Raw genomic sequence first — 19,141 nt, 5'->3', positions numbered from 1 at the left:
TTATCCTTAATATCAATGCAAATAGCGCCATACAGCATAAACGTGATAACCGTACGGACCATGGCGTATGCAACTTAAGTTGCATTAAGCCAAAGATTCTATTGCAAGTTAAAGGCAACATCAACGATGAAAATTTACAAAAATCAAACAGTAGCAACTATTTCTTAATGCCTGGAAGGCTAATATATAGGCCTGAAAACTCAGCGCAGAGCAGATCTTCACAGTAAAGCTTAACCACAAGTCGAACTTTGGCTTTTCGCCCCATAGATAAGCCCGCTAAACTGGCATCCTGCCATACCACGCGTGCAATAGGTTGATTGCGAATGGGCGCCAAGTAACGGATATGGGCATCGGCTAACACTATGTCGCCATCCACATTGAGGAGTTGCTGTTGCAGCCATACCATGCCCCAACCTGTGAGGGTCATAAGAGTATAAATACTGCCCGCAAACATGGTGTTATGCAGATTGATATTCGGCGCGAGTGGCGCACTCACGCTCAATTCACCATCAGAAAATGACAGCGGCGCTATCTGCATAAACTTACTCACAGGTATCGTGCGGTGCCAGGTCTGGCGTAATTGGTTTAATAATTCGTCCATGTGCATGTCCTTACTGCCGTTGGCACACTGTCCTGTAGGTTAAACCTGTAAATGGAAGGTCACTGGGCCATCGTTGACGAGTTCAACCTTCATATCAGCAGCAAATTGCCCTGTTTCGGTGGTCACGCCCTTGGCGCGGCAAAAGGCGACAAACTCTTCATACAGGCCAAGCGCTTGTTCTGGTGTGCCCGCACCCGAAAAGCTCGGCCTTAGCCCACGCTCAGTATCAGCGGCCAAGGTAAATTGGGATACCACTAAAAGCGAGCCTCCCGCTTGAGTCAAATTGAGGTTCATTTTGCCGTTTTCGTCAGAAAACACTCGATAACTCATCACTTTAGTAGCTAGCTTTTCCATCTTCTCGCGGTTATCTTCCCGCTCAACCCCAAGTAAAACTAACAAGCCCTTATCAATTGCACCTATGGTTTGATTATCTACAACCACACTGGCGCGGCTGACTCTTTGAATTAAAGCGATCACAACTTTTCCTTTAAATTAAGACTTTACAACGGGCATCAAAGGAATTGGGCGCAGATACTGCTCAATTCCCTCCGGCAAGGACTTAGCGATTTCTGCCAAGCCGCCATCGGTCCACAGCATAAAACGGCGAAGCTCCTCGATTTCGACCTTATCAGCAAAGGTCACAGTACCTTGGATTTGGATCACCGCACCTTGCTCGCGCAATACAAATTTAGCGAAGTTTAGCTTGGCGTTTAGTTCGCCAATCACCGCGGGCAGTTCAGGGCTGGCCTGCAACTGTGGATGCACCGCATAAAAACGGTTCATCAAAATACGGTCAATCCCCGCAGCATTCATACTGGGTTCGAGCATAAAATCATTATTGCCAAATTGCACCGCAACCTTATCCGCCCCGACTTTGGTGGCTAAATAGTTGGCATTAATTAAGGCCTGATACAAAGCATCAGCGGCGGCCTCATTGGTCATTCCAGCCAACTGCACCACTTTAGGCGCCACGGGAGCACGCACCTCGGATTCTACCGCAGAAGATGAGGATTGAGATTCTGGGGTTGAGGATGAGGTGGCCGCGCAGGCCGTTAATCCTAAAATGGCGGCAATAATCATAGCTAATTTCATGCAAACTCCTGTCGCTTTATCCAAGACCACATGGCTTGAATTTCGAGTGTGACGGCAAGTGAGAGTATTTCACTATTCAGCGAATGCCCGCCATCAACAATAGTGTGGATTTGTATCCTGGGGTTATCGATTTTTGCCCCAAATGCGGCTAATAAGCGTGCCGGACAGACGGCATCCTGCGTGCCTTGTAATAGCAGGGTACGCGCAGAGACTTGAGATGTCACCCGTTGTAATACACTGAACATATTGAAGTAATCATTTTGCGCATAGTGCAGCTCGATTTGAGCTAAGGCGAATAGCGGCGGCGCAAGCCGCTTAGGTAGGCCAGTTGGTACGCCCGCTAGGGTTATTTCCCATTGGATCCAACGGCGGGCAGATTCGTGGCGAGTTGCTTCATCTTGGGCGTTAAATCCTAGCTGATAATGCGTAAATAAATCCGCCAATCCAATAGAAGGCGCGGCAAATTCACGGTAAGCCTGTGGATATAACTGCGCAGCGCCCGATGAGCCATAGAGCCATTCAATGCCGGCCTTGGAGGGAATAAACATTGCCCACAGTACTTGAGCAATCACTCGATGAGGAAATAAACCACTGTAAATTAAGGCTAAGGTGGCGCCAAATGAGCCACCTGCTAGGCACCAACGCTCTATGCCTAAGTGAATCCGAATCGCCTCAATATCGCTGATTAGTCCATTTAAATGATTATGTTCCAACTCGCCAACAGGCAGCGATTGCCCCGCACCTCGTTGATCTAGCAGTAAAATCCAGTAATGCTCGGGGTTAAATAAACTGAGCTCACTCACACTAGCGCCTGCGCCTGGACCACCATGCAAATAAAGCAGCGGGATACCCTGCGGATTACCATATTGAGCGAGGTGTAACTGCTGCCCATTGCCCATCATCAGCCAATCACGGCGGATAAAAGCGGCAAGCGGATGGGCATCAGTGATCATAGGCTGGATAAGACTCGTTGAATGTCTTGGTGAATAACAACTTTGCTACGGCTTATCCAGTGTAGTCGATGAAGGCGCGTTTGCGACAAGTTCACCTGTCGTCTCAAGCACTTGGCTTGACTGGGCAGATGTGGTTTCTGGCTGCGCGGCGGGTGTATCCTGCGCCGCTAAAGGCTGATCATCGAGGTTAATTTCGTTGATATCGCTACTGGACTCATAGTCCAAATACTCGGGCATAGCCGCGGTAATTTCGGCGCCCAGCAACACGATCATCCAAGATAAATAGACCCAAACGAACAGGATAGGAATGGTCGCCAGCGCACCATAAATGGCTTCATAACTTGGAAATTTCGTCACATACAAGGCAAAACCTTTTTTCCCCAACTCGAATAGCAAGGCCGCCACCACAGCACCGAGTAGTGCGTGCCAAAACTTCACCTTTTGATTCGGCACCACCATATAGAGCAGTAAAAACGCGGCCACCGAAAATAACAGCGGCAAACGTTCGATAAACAGCGGCATTACGCCAGATAGGGTGTCGCCCTCAAACAGCTTTAACGACACCACATAGGAGGTCGCGACTAGGCTCGCCCCCACCAGCACAGGGCCTAAGGTAATCACCATCCAATACATGGAAAAGGCCACGACCACAGAACGTTTTTCCTTAGTGCGCCAAATATTATTCAGTGACTTATCAATGGCGGAGATCAGCATAATCGCCACCACCACTAAGGCCGCAATCCCCACCGCTGTGCCTTTAGAGGCATTACCCACAAATTCATTGATATAGACTTGTACCGTATCGCCCGCTGCGGGTAAAAAATTCTCGTAAACGAAGGCTTCAATTTGGCCGCGGATCCCCTTAAACACAGGAAACGCCGACAACATAGACATAGTCACCGCCACCATAGGGACGAGCGATAATAGGGTGACATAGGCCAAGTGGCCCGCACGAATATTGATTTGATCTTCTACTAGGCGCTGGCGTAAATGCAGCAGGAAGTGCCAAATCCCAAGGAGTAAGACTCGAATTTGTGCCAGATCTATCTTCTTAGTCACGGGTTTCTCTTGATTCTGTTGGTATAGACTCGTTATCTTCGTACAATAAACACTTAATTTACAAGTCTAAGGAGTGAATTGATGTCACAACAAGGATCCACTGGCAATGTTATCGCCGCAATCGCTAGTCTGTTTTTCCCCGGCCTAGGCCAACTGCTACAAGGGCGAATTTTGGCTGCATTGCTATTCTTCGTAGTCACTGTAGTCGGCTACGCCCTTTGGTGGTTAATTGTGCCCGCGGTAATTGGTGCTATCTTTCACCTCTGGAGCATTATCGATGCGGCGCGTTTTAAAGCCGACTAACTTCATCTGACTCAGTGACGGAATACCCAATGAAAAGATTGATCACCTCTAGTCTGATAGCGGCAACGCTATTGCTGACGGGCTGCCAGAGTGCCTATTACGGTGCCATGGAAAAAGTGGGCTACCACAAGCGCGACATTATGGTCGACAGAGTGAAAGCCGCGAAAGAATCCCAAGAGGATGCGCAAAAAGAGTTCAGCTCAGCACTCGAGGAGATGCAAGCCCTACTCAACCACAATGGTGGCAACCTCGAAAAAGCCTATAACAAGGCCAAAGATGAATACGAGTCAGCCCAAAGTGCCGCCGATGACGTAAGTAATCGCATCAACAAGGTCGAAGATGTTGCCGAGGCGCTATTCGATGAGTGGCAAACGGAAATTGGTGAGATCAGCAAAGCGAGCCTACGCCGCAACAGCGAAACTAAGCTCAAGGAAACCCGTCGTTCCTACGAGCAGTTGATTAAAACCATGCGCCGCGCCGAATCTAAAATGCCGCCCATTCTCACCGCCATGAAAGACAATATGCTGTATTTAAAGCATAACTTAAATGCCCAAGCGATAGGCGCGATTAAAGGTGAATTTGCCAACTTACAAACGGATATCTCAGGCTTAATCAAAGAGATGAATAAATCTATCAACGAGTCTACTCGATTTATCGAGGCCCTTGAGAACTCAAAAGGGTAAGGCCATTTAGCTTGCTCAAACCGGCTGTTAATTCCGTCAAACCAATCTGAATTAACAGCTTAGCACTGATGCTCTAACCCTCTAAACACTTCGGCAAACTGCGATGGCGGTTTGCTGTTGATTTTATCCTCCCTGCATTCCCAGTTTCGTTTGTGCAAGGCTAAGATTTTTAGCTTTGTGAGCGATGGCGCGCTTTAGTGTGATGATTCAATCAATATTGGATCTAACGCACAAATTCACTTTAGGCTCATAAACTTATCTACAAAAGATTGCTCAGATTGAATACGTGTATTCTATTTGCAGTATTAACATGACCTTTATTGAATCCCTTACCCTAATGTTGGCCCTAATGTATATCGCCTCCCTAAGCTATTGGAGCGGTAAAAAATGGGGAGCAGTAACCACCTTACTCCTGAGTGTTGGCGCAGTGGCGATTAGCCTCTACTGGCCCATGGCGCTCGCCCTAATCATTGCCTTGCCCCTTGCACTTATTGCCCATAAGTTTGCTCCGGTGGAGTATAAGGCCGAGATAAAAATCAACGCCCTGCGTGAAGGTTGCCAGCACCTGCTCGCACTCTCGTTGTTTTTAGTCGCCATCCAATACTGCATTAATGCTATCCAACTCAAACAAGGGGTCACGCCTTGGTTAATGCGCCCTGATGTTGTCGATGCCTTTTTGCCCATCGCCGGCGGGATTGAATTAAAAGCCATATTGACGCTCAACCTGTGGGACCAAACCCATCCCGCCGCCGCAGTGATGCTCGCCGCCGTGCTACTCACTGGCCTACTCTGTAAACGCGCCTTTTGTGGCTGGGCCTGCCCCTTAGGACTCGCCGGCGAATACCTCTACGCCTTGCGCAAACGCTTTATCAAAGCAGAACTTGCGCCACCCGCATGGCTAGACTGGCCACTACGGATGCTGAAATACTTATTACTGCTGGGACTGTTTTATGTAGTGATCGGTATGCCAAGCGAGTCAATTCCCTATTATCTGCAGGGTAACTACCACAAAATTGCCGACCTTAAGATGGCACTGTTTTTTATCACACCAGGGCTTATTACCTTAGCCTGCTTTGCTCTTATCCTCGTCCTCGCCGCATGGCGTCGCCAAGGTTTTTGCCGCTACTTGTGTCCCTATGGTGCCATGCTCGGACTGTTAAGTTTTGCCAGCCCACTCAAAATCCGCCGCGATACTCAGCATTGCCTGATCGAAGCCAAGGGCATGAAGTGCGACAAATGTACCCGCGCCTGCCCAGCAAACATCATAGTGCATACCAAAACCACGGTTCGCAGCGACGAATGCCAAGCCTGTATGCGCTGTGTGGCGGCCTGCCCTAAATCGGCGGCACTCGGTTTTGGCCTTAAATCGGGTCACAGAGTTAGCCATAAAGGATTGTTAGTCTTGTTATTATTGGCGCTCTTCCTCCTGCCACTCGGCGCTTATTTAGCGGGATTCTGGCATAGCCAAACACCGGACGCTATCCGCATGGAACTTATCCAAGTGATTGACCGAGTAGGCCATTAACTCTCTGATTTGTTGATAAGAGATATAAAAAAGGTGCAGTCCAAGCTGCACCTTTTATGGTCACAACGAGCTTAAGTACTAGTGATTAGGCAAGGTCAAACCTATCGGCATTCATCACCTTAGTCCAAGCGGCCACAAAGTCATGCACAAACTTCTCTTTGGCATCATCCTGCGCATAAACCTCAGCATAGGAGCGCAAAATCGAGTTAGAGCCAAACACCAGATCGACACGGGTAGCGGTCCACTTCACTGCGCCAGTTTTACGCTCGACTATCTCATACAAATTAGTACCCGCAGGCTTCCAGTGGTAGGCCATATCGGTAAGATTCACAAAGAAATCATTAGTTAACACACCCACTTTGTCGGTAAACACGCCGTGGCGTGTACCGCCATAGTTAGTGCCCAACACCCGCATTCCCCCAACCAACACTGTCATCTCATGGGCGGTTAACCCCATAAGTTGAGTGCGATCGAGCATCATCTCCTCGGGCTGAACTATATAATCCTTTTTCTGCCAGTTACGATACGCATCGTGCAAAGGCTCAAGTACGGCAAAGGATTCCACATCGGTCATTTCCTGCGTGGCATCACCACGGCCAGGCATGAAAGGTACTGTGATATTGACTCCCGCAGCGTGGGCGGCCTTTTCAATCGCTGCAGCGCCACCGAGGACAATCAAGTCGGCAATACTGACCTTTTTGCTTAAGCTTGCCTGCAACGCGCTCAACACCTGCAATACTTTTTGCAAACGCTCGGGTTCGTTGGCCTGCCAATCTTTTTGTGGCGCTAAACGGATCCGTGCGCCATTGGCGCCACCGCGGAAATCCGAGCCTCGGAAGGTGCGCGCGCTGTCCCACGCGGTTGCGACCAATTCGGAAACACTGAGTCCCGAGGCTAATAATTTCGCCTTCAGTTCGACAATCTCACTGGCATCCAAACGATAATCAACGGTTGGGATGGGGTCTTGCCAAAGCAAATCCTCATTCGGCACTTCTGGCCCTAAATAACGGCTCTTAGGCCCCAGATCGCGGTGAGTTAACTTAAACCAAGCACGGGCAAATACCTCGGAGAAATAGGCGGGATCTTGATAAAACTTCTCGGAGATCTTGCGATACTCAGGGTCCATTTTCATCGCCATATCCGCATCGGTCATGATGGGGTTAAACTTGCGATTAGGGTCGCCCACTGAGACGACTTTATCTTCCTCTTTAATATTAATGGGTTCCCACTGTGAGGCGCCCGCGGGGCTTTTTTTCAATTCCCAATCGTAATTTAACAATAGGTGAAAAAAACCGTTATCCCATTGAGTGGGATGAGTCGTCCAAGCGCCTTCGAGACCACTAGTCACGGCATTTGCACCCGTGCCTGGGCCTTTTTTGTTGAGCCAGCCCAAACCTTGGGCCTCAAGGTCTTCGCCCTCGGGTTCAGGGCCAAGATCCTGTGCCTTACCATTGCCATGGCACTTACCGACAGTGTGGCCGCCGGCGGTTAAGGCCACGGTTTCCTCATCATTCATCGCCATTCGCGCAAAGGTGACACGCACATCTTGAGCGGTGCGCAGTGGATCGGGTTTACCATCAACCCCTTCAGGATTCACATAAATCAGCCCCATCATTACGGCGGCTAAGGGATTTTCAAGGTCACGCGCGCCCGAATAACGGCTGTTAGGATTATCACTTGGCGCGAGCCATTGTTTTTCAGAGCCCCAATAAATGTCCTTCTCTGGGTGCCAAATATCCTCACGGCCACCGGCAAAACCAAAGGTTTTTAAGCCCATAGACTCGTAGGCCACATTGCCCGCGAGGATCATTAAATCCGCCCACGAGAGCTTGTTGCCGTATTTTTTCTTAATCGGCCAGAGTAAACGGCGCGCCTTGTCTAAGTTGGCGTTATCGGGCCAGCTATTGAGTGGGGCAAAGCGTTGATTACCCGTCCCCGCACCGCCACGGCCATCGGCAATGCGATAGGTTCCCGCAGAGTGCCATGCCATACGGATCATCAAGCCACCATAATGCCCCCAATCGGCTGGCCACCAATCTTGGCTATCGGTCATAAGGGAATGTAAGTCCTGCTTCACGGCAGCGAGATCAAGGGTCTTAAAGGCTTCACGGTAATTAAAGTTGGGATCCATCGGATCCGTCTTCTTATCATGCTGATGCAAAATATCGAGATTAAGTGCCTTAGGCCACCAATCCATATTGTTGCTGGCAACGGCTGAATTTGCCCCATGCATCACGGGGCATTTACCTTGAGAGTGTTGAGTCTTGTCCATGGAATATTCCTTTACTTATGGCTAACGAAGGGAATGACCCTATAAGGCATCATTAGGCTTATCTGGTTTGGACGTCTTCTAAAACGTTTATCGTTTGCATTAATCCCTTCTGCACTGTTCCAAAATGACGATTAATGCACCATTCGGTCTGTATACTAAACAAGCAAAATGACAACATTTCAAACTTCTGCCACTAAAGCTAGGTAACTGTAACAAGAACAGCAAACCCTAGCTCAAAAAACGGGCACAGATCACACTATTGGTGGTTTTTACATCACTATCTTGATTTTAATCAGACCGCGGGACGAGTTTATCGTCAATACTCATCTCTAATAAGAACAATAAAACGCTTATATTCTTACTTGAGGTGAATCTATGCGACAGAGACGCTTGCAACTTATGCAGTCACTTTTTGATGAATATATTGAGATGTACGCTGCACGGGATGACAAGCTCACAGCCCGCTTTAGCGATACTTTTAGTGGTTATGCAGGTAGCAGCGATATTCTTGTCACCAGTAAAGATGAATGGGTAAAAATAACCCGTCAGGACTTCGCCCAAGTCCCCGAACGGATCCATATTGAAGTGTTAGATCTTTCACTACAGGATCTTGCCGAAGATATTATTGTTATTACAGCGTTTTTCCATATACACCTCCCTATCCCAGACTCGATACTCAGCCAAGAAACCGCAAGGTTAGTGCTGATTTTTCGCCAAGAAAGCAACGATTGGAAAATCGTCCATAGTGGAATATCCATTCCCTATGGTTTAGCAAAACAAGGCGAAATTTACCCGATGACGAGTTTAGAAGAACGCAATCGAGAGCTAGAGTCCATTATACAAGCGCGAACCTATGAACTTGCCGAAGCGAACAACAGACTCGAAAAACTCAGCAATACCGATGGGTTAACCAATATTGGCAACCGTAGATTGTTTGATCAAATGCTGCAAAAGGAATGGAGTCGTGGGCAACGCAACAACACGCCACTCTCGCTTATCATGCTCGATATTGACCACTTTAAATTATTTAATGATTTTTATGGCCATCTCGCAGGAGATGACTGTCTCAAGATGCTGGCGAACAGCTTATCTCAATCAGGTCGTCGGGCAGGTGAATTGGTCGCACGCTATGGCGGCGAAGAATTTGTTATTTTACTCCCCAATACGGATCACCAAAGCGCACTCGACACCGCCAAGCATGTACATCAACTTATCCAATCGCTTGCTATACCCCATATTAAAACAGACATAGGAATTGTCACGGTCAGCGTGGGTGTTGCGTGTTTACTCCCCTCAGATAAACATAATGCCTTAGAATTAGTCCACCAAGCAGATACCGCCCTTTACTTGGCGAAGTCCGCAGGTCGTAACTGCATACGCCCAGTACATGAACCTGAAATATAGCCATTAAAAAGCCCCGCTAAGTTGCCTTAGCAGGGCTTTATTCACTCTATGGCGGTCACTTTACGTGCCCACCACAACCACCATTAGCCGCGGCTAGCGCGCTTACGGTCGTTTTCAGTTAAGTGTTTCTTACGAACACGGATGCTCTTAGGTGTTACTTCAACTAATTCGTCATCATCGATAAACTCAAGCGCTTGCTCGAGTGTTAAGGTGATTGGCGTAGTCAGTACTTGAGCTTCGTCAGTACCAGAAGCACGCATGTTAGTTAGCTGCTTACCTTTCAAGCAGTTTACGGTCAGATCGTTAGAGCGAGCGTGAATACCCACTACTTGACCTTCATAAACTTCAGCCGCATGGCCGATAAAGAGACGACCACGGTCCTGTAAACCAAACAGTGCGAAGGTCAATGCTTTACCAGTCGCGTTAGAGATCAATACGCCATTAGCGCGTTGACCAATGTCGCCACCTTTATGTGGACCGTAGTGATCGAATGAGTGGTAAATCAAACCAGTACCTGACGTTGCTGTTAAGAACTCAGTTTGGAAACCGATTAAGCCACGGCTTGGGATAACAAAGTCAACGCGCACGCGACCTTTACCGTCAAGCTGCATGTCTTTCATTTCAGCTTTACGGATACCCAGCTTCTCAATCACTGTCCCTTGATGTTCTTCTTCAACGTCAACGGTCAGGGTTTCAAAGGGTTCACACAGTTCACCATCGATGGTTTTTAAGATAACTTCTGGGCGAGAAACCGCTAATTCATAACCTTCACGACGCATGTTTTCAATCAGGATAGATAAGTGTAATTCACCACGGCCAGATACCGCGAAACGGTCTGGGCTGTCGGTTTCTTCAACACGCAGTGCCACGTTGTGCACTAATTCCTGTTGCAGACGCTCAAGAATGTTACGTGAAGTCACGTACTTACCTTCTTTACCCGCAAAAGGTGAAGTGTTAACTTGGAACGTCATGGTCAGCGTTGGCTCGTCAACAGATAAAGGCGGCATCGCCTCTACATTGCCAGCAGCGCACACTGTGTCCGAAATTTTAAGCTCACCCAAACCGGTGATCGCCACGATATCGCCAGCGTTTGCTACATCAACTTCGGTACGCTCTAAGCCCATGTAACCTAATACTTGGCCCATTTTACCGTTGCGTACTTTACCGTCGGCACCGATCACGCTCACCTGTTGGTTAGTCTTGATGCTACCACGGTTAATGCGACCCACACCGATAACACCCACGTAAGAGTTGTAATCGAGCTGAGAAATTTGCATCTGGAATGGACCATCCGCATCAGCATCAGGTGATGACACTTTTTCAACGATAGTCTGGAACAGTGGCGTCATATCTTCGCTGACAACATCTGGATCTAAGGTTGCAAAACCGTTTAATGCAGAAGCATAAACGATTGGAAAATCTAATTGTTCGTCAGTTGCACCTAAGTTATCGAACAGGTCGAATACTTGGTCGATAACCCAATCAGGGCGAGCACCTGGACGGTCAATCTTGTTGATAACAACGATTGGCTTTAAGCCTTGGGCAAACGCTTTTTTGGTTACGAAGCGAGTTTGTGGCATTGGACCATCAACGGCATCAACCAGCAACAATACTGAGTCAACCATAGACAGAACACGCTCAACCTCACCACCGAAGTCGGCGTGGCCAGGGGTATCAACGATGTTGATACGATAATCGTTCCACTTGATGGCAGTATTCTTTGCCAGAATCGTGATTCCACGCTCCTTCTCAAGATCGTTGGAGTCCATCACCCGCTCAGTAGCTTCTCCCCGGGTTGCAAGGGTTCCTGATTGCGACAGCAACTTGTCTACCAGGGTCGTTTTGCCATGGTCAACGTGTGCAATAATGGCGATGTTACGTAAATTCTCTAGCACGGATAAACCTCTTACCATCAAACAAAATTAGGGATATTACAATATTCGTTACAGCAATCTACGTTGAGTCGCCATAAAAAAGCGTGACATTCTACTCCAGAGCGGCCATATCGCACAGGATTATTTTTGAACACTTATAAAACTATTTTTTAGGGCCTATGCTAACGAATCAGTTATGGCGATAAGACAAATAACCCAAATGCACCGTTTCAGCGCAGGCAATTTGCCATATTATTTCGACGTCAGTACGACTAACCAGCTGAAATAACTATTCTTCACGGGAATGGCGTAGCAGACTATGCGCTTAAGGCCGCCATAAGTATAGCGAATAACCCCAATTCGGCAGACCCGTTTTTTCGTCCAAACACATCAGTATGCCAAACCGCTACCTAAGTATTTTCTCGATAGCCTCAATAAATAGCTTTAGACGCAGTTTCAATAAACTCTATTCCCACCTAAGAACAACAAGACTAATCAATTGATTTTTAATGATAAGCAATGAAAACAAGCCAAAATCATTATCAGAAAAACAGCTTAGCATCTCACTGTTTTGTGACATTATGGCGAGCACTGAAAACAGTGACCTTACGCGGTTATCTAGACTTATTTATATGCTAAATTCATTCTGTTTTGCTGAGCCTAATGGATAGTAACAGGCTAACAGCGAGTATGCTGCTCAGCTTGAATATGGATATGAATTAACCAAGCAAGCCGATGCTCATCGTCACTGCACTAAAATGGGGGGCGAATGGCACGCACCAAAATGGATGAATGCACCAAAATGCCACGTCAAAACGCACCAATAAAGTGCAATACAGAGTTAAAGATAGTGCAATAAAACACATATCCATTAATTATCAACAAGTTAAATTGTTGGCATAGATATCGCTTTATAGCTAGTAAGTTTTGCTCAAGCACAACTTGAGTTAAAAGATTATAGAAGGGACATCCCTTTACCCTACCGGAGACTTGAGAATGTCAGTTGAATCAGTTTTAAAGCAACTTGAAGAATTAGAAGTTAAGTTTGTTGATTTACGTTTTACCGACACCAAAGGTAAAGAGCAGCACGTATCTATCCCAGCTCATCAGGTAGACGCTGACTTCTTCGAAGACGGTAAAATGTTTGACGGCTCGTCAATCGCTGGCTGGAAAGGCATTAACGAATCAGACATGGTACTGATGCCAGACCCAACTACGTTCGTACTGGATCCATTCACCGAAGAAACCACAGCGCTGATCCGTTGTGACATTCTCGAGCCAGGCACAATGACTGGTTATGACCGCGACCCACGTTCTATCGCGAAAAAAGCGGAAGAATACTTACGCTCTACCGGTATCGCTGACACTGTATTAGTTGGACCAGAACCAGAATTCTTCCTGTTCGACGACGTCCGTTTCGGTACTGACATGTCTGGTTGTTTCGTGAAAATCGACGCTAAAGAAGCGGCATGGAACTCTGGCACTAGCTACGAAGGTGGTAACACTGGTCACCGTCCATTCGTGAAAGGCGGTTACTTCCCAGTAGCTCCAGTTGACTCATCACAAGACTTACGTAGCGCTATGTGTTTAGTGCTCGAAGAAATGGGTCAAGTCGTTGAAGCTCACCACCATGAAGTGGCGACTGCGGGTCAAAACGAAATCGCAACTCGCTTCAACACTCTGACTAAGAAAGCGGACGAAATCCAAATTCTGAAGTACGTAGTACACAACATGGCTCACGCCTACGGTAAGACTGCGACTTTCATGCCTAAGCCAATCGTTGGCGACAACGGTAGCGGTATGCACGTTCACCAATCTCTGGCGAAAGATGGCGTAAACCTGTTCGCAGGCGACAAATATGCTGGTTTAAGTGAAACTGCACTGTACTACATCGGTGGTATCATCAAGCACGCTCGCGCACTGAACGCTTTCACTAACCCAAGCACTAACTCTTACAAGCGTTTAGTACCACACTTCGAAGCGCCAGTGATGTTAGCTTACTCAGCACGTAACCGCAGCGCTTCAATCCGTATTCCAGTGGTACCAAGCCCTAAAGGTCGTCGTATCGAAACTCGCTTCCCAGATCCACATGCAAACCCATACTTAGGTTTCGCAGCACTGCTGATGGCGGGTATCGACGGTATCCAAAACAAGATCCATCCAGGCGAAGCTATGGATAAAGACTTGTACGATCTGCCAGCGGAAGAAGCGGCTGAAATCCCACAAGTAGCGACTTCATTAGAAAACGCCCTTGAAAACCTGCAAGCTGACCACGAGTTCTTAACTCGCGGCGGTGTATTTAGCGAAGATTTCATCCAGTCTTACATTGCACTGAAATCTGCAGAAGCTGAGCGTGTAAGCCGTACAACTCACCCATTAGAGTTTGAAATGTACTACAGCCTGTAATGGCTAGATGCATGCAATTACTCACTGTATAAATGCATGCATAAAGTATCAAAGCCCCAACAGTTTTGCTGATGGGGCTTTTTGTTTCTTGAAGGTATACGCTACTTTCATGCTGGTGCAATGACCAACACTTTTCTCTAAATGGCGACATAGCCAACCACTTATTTATCATCAAAAGAAAGCATACCAGCAGACACCACTGCAATAACAACAATAGGGACAGATGTCGTTTAAGACTGAGCTAAACGCGGTATAAAACTAACTTATAGGCAGAGGCGTTAACTACAGCGACACTAAAGTTGGGAGTCTCCTTACTGTTGTCTCATTACTGCTGCTGAATAATTGACACATATATTCATGTGGTTAGAATGCCGACTTGCTAAAACTGAATATATCGGTGTCGAACAAAACCAGTTCGGGTTCCATAAGACTAACGCCCAAAGTTAATCAAGCGAGTCGCTCATACCGAAACAATGCGGTTTTTCACATATAAACAATGGAGTGGTTATGCGTTGGTTGACTTGGTTGGTCGTGTGCTGGTCTCTCACGGGATGTGCAACAATAACATCGAGGATGGGAGAAAATTCAACTTGGGGGCATTCTTTCTCCAGTGTTCAAACGGCTGTTGATAATGGCGAGGAGTGTGCGATAGTTTCTGCGTTATCCGCCCCGCCACTGCTGCTGTTTACTATCCCTCTGACACTGGTCGATATGGGTAGCTCGCTGATCGTCGATACCGTGATGCTGCCAGTCGATTTGGCTATCACGCCCAGTAATCCCAAGCTCCGAACCCCGCGTTCTATGTTCTGCCACTACAGCTACAGCATTTAAGCATATTCGCCCCCATAAATGACCTCAGCCTCAGGGCATGGGTTAACGACATCGGCATTAGGGGGCGCCTTGGTGCCCCAGAGCCATGCTCCCTGTTCGAGGCTATTACGCCATGTCGACTGAGTAAGCCAAATTCAATCCGTTAACGATGGGCTTTTATTACCTCCAGTAACCTTAGGATATCGGCCTCATCGTTATAAATATGTGGCGATACGCGTATCCCTAAACTGCGGGCATCGACACTGATATTCGCCTCAGCCAATGCAGCCATGATCGGCACTTGCCGCTCGCCAAATTGCAAAATCAGCGTACCGCTACGCTTATCGATTGCCCTCGGCGAGACTAGCTCATTGTCCAATGCCTGTACCACTGGAGCCATCAGTTGCAAGTTATGCTCACGCATCGCCTGTGAGCCAATATTGGCAAAATATTGAATACTATGGGCGGCAATAGCGTAGGGGGCGATAGAAGGCGTACCGCCCCAAAACCGCAACGCTGTTGGATGGTAGCGAAAATCATGAATATCAAACTCAAAGGGATTTTCATGGCTAAACCAACCCACATCCTGTGGCTGACATTCGGGCAAGATGGCAGGATTAACCCACAGATACGCCGCGCCGGGGCCGGAGCATAACCATTTCACACTCGAACCAATCATAAAATCTGGCTGTAGCTTGGCTAAATCCAGCGGCAAAATCCCAGCCGATTGCGCCACATCCACTAGGCTCAAGCAGCCACGCTCATGGGCAAGGGGTATGATCTGCGCCAATGGCGCCTGCTGACCAGTATTAGAATAGGCATGGCTGACAAAGACTAAATCGACATCGTCGCTGATATGCGCGTCCCACACATTGGGGTCGGTAACATCTAAGCCCTTGGGAATAAAGCGCAGTTCACAACTTGCGGGCAATGCCTTTTTAAGGGCGAATCCCATGCTGGGAAAATCAATCTCGCTCATCAGCACCACGGCGCCATCGCGATTTAATCTATCCAGTGACATCACCAACTTGGTCAATGCGCTCGATAGATTCACCTGCGGGCAAAATTCCTGCGGCTGACCATTAAAAAGGCTTGCCAGCGCCGCGGTAAAGTTATCGATGACACCTAACCATTGACCCCAAGGCTCGCGGCCAGACTCCTGCCAAGGTGCAAAAAACGCCTGCTTAAACGCCTGCTCGGTCGATTTGAGTGGCCGCCCCACGGAATGGTTAAGCAGATATCCAGGGCCTGCGAGGCAAAAGTCCTGTTTTACATTTAGCAGCATGGCCTTACCTCAAACTGTCTTTGAGTTTTTTCAAATCATAATAACGGGTGCGAATATCGTCACGTAATACGGCCGCGCGTCTATCCCTTAAACGCTCAAGGGAGGCGAGTAACACAGACAATGGTGGACCACTGGCGGTCACTTTGGCTAAATGTTGTTGCTCCATACTGACCGAAGGTTCTGCAATGTATTTAGTCACTAATTCATTGTGATGCTGGATGGCGGTTTGCCCATGCAATTCACAGACTTCGATAAAAAGCTTGAGGTTTTCTTGATACCAATATTGATGGCGATACCCCATTGAATGGATAAAATCATCCATTAAATTCGGGCGGCGCATGCATTCCCGCAAGATTTGCTGATCCTCCGGCATCATGTATAAAAACTTATCCACCAGCATTTGCGAATAAGATGCTTCGTTGGCAAAACATAAACCTAGGGTTAAATCGATAACGTTAATCCCGGCAAAGTCGCCCGCATTGGCGCCACGATACACCACAGAACCAACCCGATAGGGTTTGTAATATGGGCGGACACAGTAGAAGAAACGGTCCGTATCTAAACGATTGAATAACTGCGTATTTGAATCAATCACATCCTGCAATGCCTGCTTAGCGACGCGCAGTAAATCGTGACTAATAGGATGAGAGATCCCCAAAGGCTGGATTTTTAATAGCGCATCAGCGGCACGTTTATAGGCCAAAATGCCTTTAGTATTGTAATCCACAAACAGTTTTTCATCGGGCAGATCGGTAAAGCGTTTGTAGATACCGTTATGGGCACGATTATGGGTGGTTAAATGGGCAGTAGCAAAGCGCGGCGTGACCCCAATCGAGGCGCCGATATGCATCGCCAATGCTGAAGCTTCAAGAAGTGGCGAGGTAGTTTCCCGCGTGGGTTCGGTAATTTCATGGCGACGGCAGGCGGCCATATACAGGCCAACATTGCCTAGCAAATCAAAAGCACTATCAAAGCCTTCGTCGGTATTGCCCTCATCGAGCAAAGCCTTAATCAGCCCTCGCCCTTCGCTTTCCAAAGTGTGCTTAAGCTCAGTGCCAATCCCCTGCACATTGGCACGGTCGGTCTGCTGGTCATAAAGCTGTTCGAGCTGCGAGTTGAGTTCTACAAAGCGGCTGCGGATCCACTCATCGAAGGCTTCGGTATTATAGGTGGCAGGTTTCACTTGGACATCCTTGGCGATTGTTATGGTTATTTTTACCGGAGCAAGTACTAGGGCATGTTTCACTTGGCTACAGGCGTCATTAGCGCTTCCGAGTTAACAAGGATGCAACTTCTGGCGACACGTTTCTAGCGCTAGCTCAAATTTATGAAAAATCTAATGCCACTTTTTATTTACACCTTGCGCCAGCGCAAGTTATCAAAGTCAATCGCCTCGCAAAATAACGCCAAATACAGCTAGTCCTAATACAAATAGCGCGGCAGGTTCCGCAGGGGTAAATCAAAATGATTTTAATGGAATTTATTGTCGTACTCGGCTGCTTGCTACTGGGCACCCGCTATGGTGGTATGGGGCTCGGGTTGATAAGTGGTATAGGTTTATTTTTACTGACGTTTGTCTTTGGTCTCGCCCCCGGACAGCCACCAGTGCAAGTGATGTTAACCATTCTTGCGGTTATCGGTTGTGCCGCAGTATTGCAAACCGCAGGCGGCTTAGATGTGATGATGCAGTTTGCCGAACGTTTACTGCGCCGCCATCCACAGTACATCACCATTCTGGCACCGTTAACTACATGGACGCTCACCTTTTTGTGCGGTACAGGCCATGTGGTTTACACCATGTTCCCGATTATCTCTGACATTGCTCTGAAGAAAAACATTCGCCCAGAACGCCCCATGGCGGTCGCCTCCGTCGCCTCACAAATGGCGATTTGCGCCTCCCCTGTATCAGTCGCCGTCGTTTCTATGGTATCGATTTTGGCGGCGCAGCACGGTGTTGGCCATGCCTACAGCATGCTGGACATTTTAATGGTGTCGGTGCCAGCCTCCCTTTGCGGTGTGTTAGTGGCAGCACTGTGGAGCCTACGTCGCGGCAAAGATTTAGATAAGGACGAAGAGTTTCAAGAACGAATTCAAGATCCTGTGCAAAGAGCCTTTATCTACGACAAGGGCGAAACGCTGCTGAATCAAACCTTCCCCAAAGAAGCGTATTGGGCAACAGGGATCTTCTTTGCCGCTATCGCCGCAGTGGTATTACTTGGTTCCTTTAGCGAGCTGCGTCCAGTGTTTGAAGAGAAAGGCAAGCTTGCGCCACTGTCGATGAACCTAGTGATCCAAATGATGATGTTGATTGCAGGCGCCTTTATTTTGATGAGCTGCAAAGTCAAGCCAGCTGAAATTGCCAATGGTCCGGTTTTTAAAGCGGGTATGGTGGCGATATTCTCGGTATTTGGCGTGGCGTGGATGAGCGATACTTACTTTATCAGCCATATGGATGTACTGAAGGAAAACCTCTCCCACGTGGTGCAAAACCAGCCTTGGACCTATGCCCTAGTGCTGTTTTTAATCTCCAAACTGGTCAATAGCCAAGCGGCTGCGCTCACGGCGATTGCGCCGATGGGATTAGCTTTAGGTGTCGATCCTAAGCTGTTAATTGCTTTTTTACCCGCCAGTTATGGCTACTTTGTGCTGCCCACTTATCCAAGCGATTTGGCCTGTATCGGTTTCGATCGCTCAGGTACCACTAAAATTGGTAAGTTCATCATTAACCACAGCTTTATTATCCCAGGACTGATTGGTGTTAGTACCGCATCAACCGTGGGTTATCTGTTGGCAACTGCGCTACTGTAAAGTTAGTTTGCGTTAATAAGCACATATAATCAGGCCGATAGCACATTAACGCTATCGGGCCTGACA

General features: G+C 47.9%; 16 protein-coding genes. 7 read left to right on the top strand and 9 right to left on the bottom strand.

The window, feature by feature from the left end; translation table 11 throughout:
• Nucleotides 1–157: 157 nt before the first annotated feature.
• From KXJ80_RS04010 to KXJ80_RS03990, 5 genes are read right to left on the bottom strand one after another with little or no spacing between them, the layout of a single operon-like run.
• Entirely contained in the window at nucleotides 158–601 is a 444-nt protein-coding gene (locus KXJ80_RS04010; protein WP_218737881.1) for a thioesterase domain-containing protein, read from the bottom strand.
• A gap of 39 nt (nucleotides 602–640) precedes the next feature.
• Nucleotides 641–1,078: a D-aminoacyl-tRNA deacylase gene (gene dtd, locus KXJ80_RS04005; protein ID WP_037423224.1), complete on the bottom strand. Its 438-nt coding sequence runs from the start codon at nucleotides 1,076–1,078 to the stop codon at nucleotides 641–643.
• A gap of 15 nt (nucleotides 1,079–1,093) precedes the next feature.
• Entirely contained in the window at nucleotides 1,094–1,693 is a 600-nt protein-coding gene (locus KXJ80_RS04000) for a hypothetical protein (protein WP_218737880.1), read from the bottom strand.
• Complete coding sequence (locus KXJ80_RS03995; RefSeq protein WP_256930997.1) at nucleotides 1,690–2,646, bottom strand: alpha/beta fold hydrolase; 957 nt, start codon at nucleotides 2,644–2,646, stop codon at nucleotides 1,690–1,692. The genes KXJ80_RS04000 and KXJ80_RS03995 overlap by 4 nt, the downstream gene beginning before the upstream one ends.
• Before the next feature lie 45 nt (nucleotides 2,647–2,691).
• The gene (locus KXJ80_RS03990) at nucleotides 2,692–3,705 is read right to left on the bottom strand and encodes a virulence factor BrkB family protein (protein WP_218737879.1); all 1,014 of its coding nucleotides are present in this window, start codon (nucleotides 3,703–3,705) and stop codon (nucleotides 2,692–2,694) included.
• A gap of 81 nt (nucleotides 3,706–3,786) precedes the next feature.
• Between KXJ80_RS03990 and KXJ80_RS03985 the strand changes: the two genes are divergently transcribed.
• The 3 genes from KXJ80_RS03985 to KXJ80_RS03975 all read left to right on the top strand — a co-directional run bounded on the left by KXJ80_RS03985 (nucleotide 3,787) and on the right by KXJ80_RS03975 (nucleotide 6,216).
• The gene (locus KXJ80_RS03985) at nucleotides 3,787–4,008 is read left to right on the top strand and encodes a hypothetical protein (RefSeq protein WP_037423215.1); all 222 of its coding nucleotides are present in this window, start codon (nucleotides 3,787–3,789) and stop codon (nucleotides 4,006–4,008) included.
• 29 nt (nucleotides 4,009–4,037) lie between these two features.
• Nucleotides 4,038–4,691, top strand: a complete 654-nt coding sequence (locus KXJ80_RS03980) for a DUF2959 domain-containing protein (protein ID WP_037425018.1) — start codon at nucleotides 4,038–4,040, stop codon at nucleotides 4,689–4,691.
• Between the two features lie 310 nt (nucleotides 4,692–5,001).
• The gene (locus KXJ80_RS03975) at nucleotides 5,002–6,216 is read left to right on the top strand and encodes a 4Fe-4S binding protein (RefSeq protein ID WP_218737877.1); all 1,215 of its coding nucleotides are present in this window, start codon (nucleotides 5,002–5,004) and stop codon (nucleotides 6,214–6,216) included.
• 85 nt (nucleotides 6,217–6,301) lie between these two features.
• Here the strand turns inward: KXJ80_RS03975 and katG are convergent, their stop codons facing one another.
• A complete protein-coding gene (gene katG, locus KXJ80_RS03970) occupies nucleotides 6,302–8,488 on the bottom strand; it encodes a catalase/peroxidase HPI (RefSeq protein WP_218737876.1) in 2,187 nt (728 codons plus the stop codon).
• A 375-nt stretch (nucleotides 8,489–8,863) separates the two neighbouring features.
• Between katG and KXJ80_RS03965 the strand changes: the two genes are divergently transcribed.
• On the top strand, nucleotides 8,864–9,892 hold the full coding sequence (locus tag KXJ80_RS03965; RefSeq protein WP_218737875.1) for a diguanylate cyclase domain-containing protein: 1,029 nt from the start codon (nucleotides 8,864–8,866) through the stop codon (nucleotides 9,890–9,892).
• An 83-nt stretch (nucleotides 9,893–9,975) separates the two neighbouring features.
• Here KXJ80_RS03965 and typA read toward each other — a convergent pair whose 3' ends face one another.
• A complete protein-coding gene (gene typA, locus KXJ80_RS03960; RefSeq protein WP_011074056.1) occupies nucleotides 9,976–11,787 on the bottom strand; it encodes a translational GTPase TypA in 1,812 nt (603 codons plus the stop codon).
• Between the two features lie 975 nt (nucleotides 11,788–12,762).
• On the opposite strand from typA, the gene glnA reads away from it, so the two are divergent.
• Nucleotides 12,763–14,172, top strand: a complete 1,410-nt coding sequence (gene glnA, locus KXJ80_RS03955; RefSeq protein WP_037425030.1) for a glutamate--ammonia ligase — start codon at nucleotides 12,763–12,765, stop codon at nucleotides 14,170–14,172.
• 507 nt (nucleotides 14,173–14,679) lie between these two features.
• Complete coding sequence (locus KXJ80_RS03950) at nucleotides 14,680–15,003, top strand: YceK/YidQ family lipoprotein (protein WP_099457306.1); 324 nt, start codon at nucleotides 14,680–14,682, stop codon at nucleotides 15,001–15,003.
• A 142-nt stretch (nucleotides 15,004–15,145) separates the two neighbouring features.
• On the opposite strand, the gene KXJ80_RS03945 is transcribed toward KXJ80_RS03950, so the two are convergent.
• The gene (locus KXJ80_RS03945; RefSeq protein ID WP_218737874.1) at nucleotides 15,146–16,267 is read right to left on the bottom strand and encodes an aminotransferase class V-fold PLP-dependent enzyme; all 1,122 of its coding nucleotides are present in this window, start codon (nucleotides 16,265–16,267) and stop codon (nucleotides 15,146–15,148) included.
• A gap of 4 nt (nucleotides 16,268–16,271) precedes the next feature.
• Nucleotides 16,272–17,450, bottom strand: coding sequence for a PrnB family protein (locus KXJ80_RS03940; RefSeq protein WP_218737873.1), 1,179 nt, complete (start codon nucleotides 17,448–17,450; stop codon nucleotides 16,272–16,274).
• A gap of 281 nt (nucleotides 17,451–17,731) precedes the next feature.
• Here KXJ80_RS03940 and KXJ80_RS03935 point away from each other — a divergent pair, with 281 nt between their 5' ends.
• Nucleotides 17,732–19,075 (top strand): anaerobic C4-dicarboxylate transporter, encoded by a 1,344-nt coding sequence (locus KXJ80_RS03935; protein ID WP_037423187.1) that lies wholly within the window; start codon nucleotides 17,732–17,734, stop codon nucleotides 19,073–19,075.
• Nucleotides 19,076–19,141: the final 66 nt, after the last annotated feature.

Source organism: Shewanella xiamenensis, assembly GCF_024971755.1.
In the GTDB taxonomy this organism is placed as follows: Bacteria; Pseudomonadota; Gammaproteobacteria; order Enterobacterales; family Shewanellaceae; genus Shewanella; species Shewanella xiamenensis.
The sequence above is the reverse complement of the archived record's forward strand: the minus strand, read 5'-3'. Positions and strand labels throughout refer to the sequence as shown.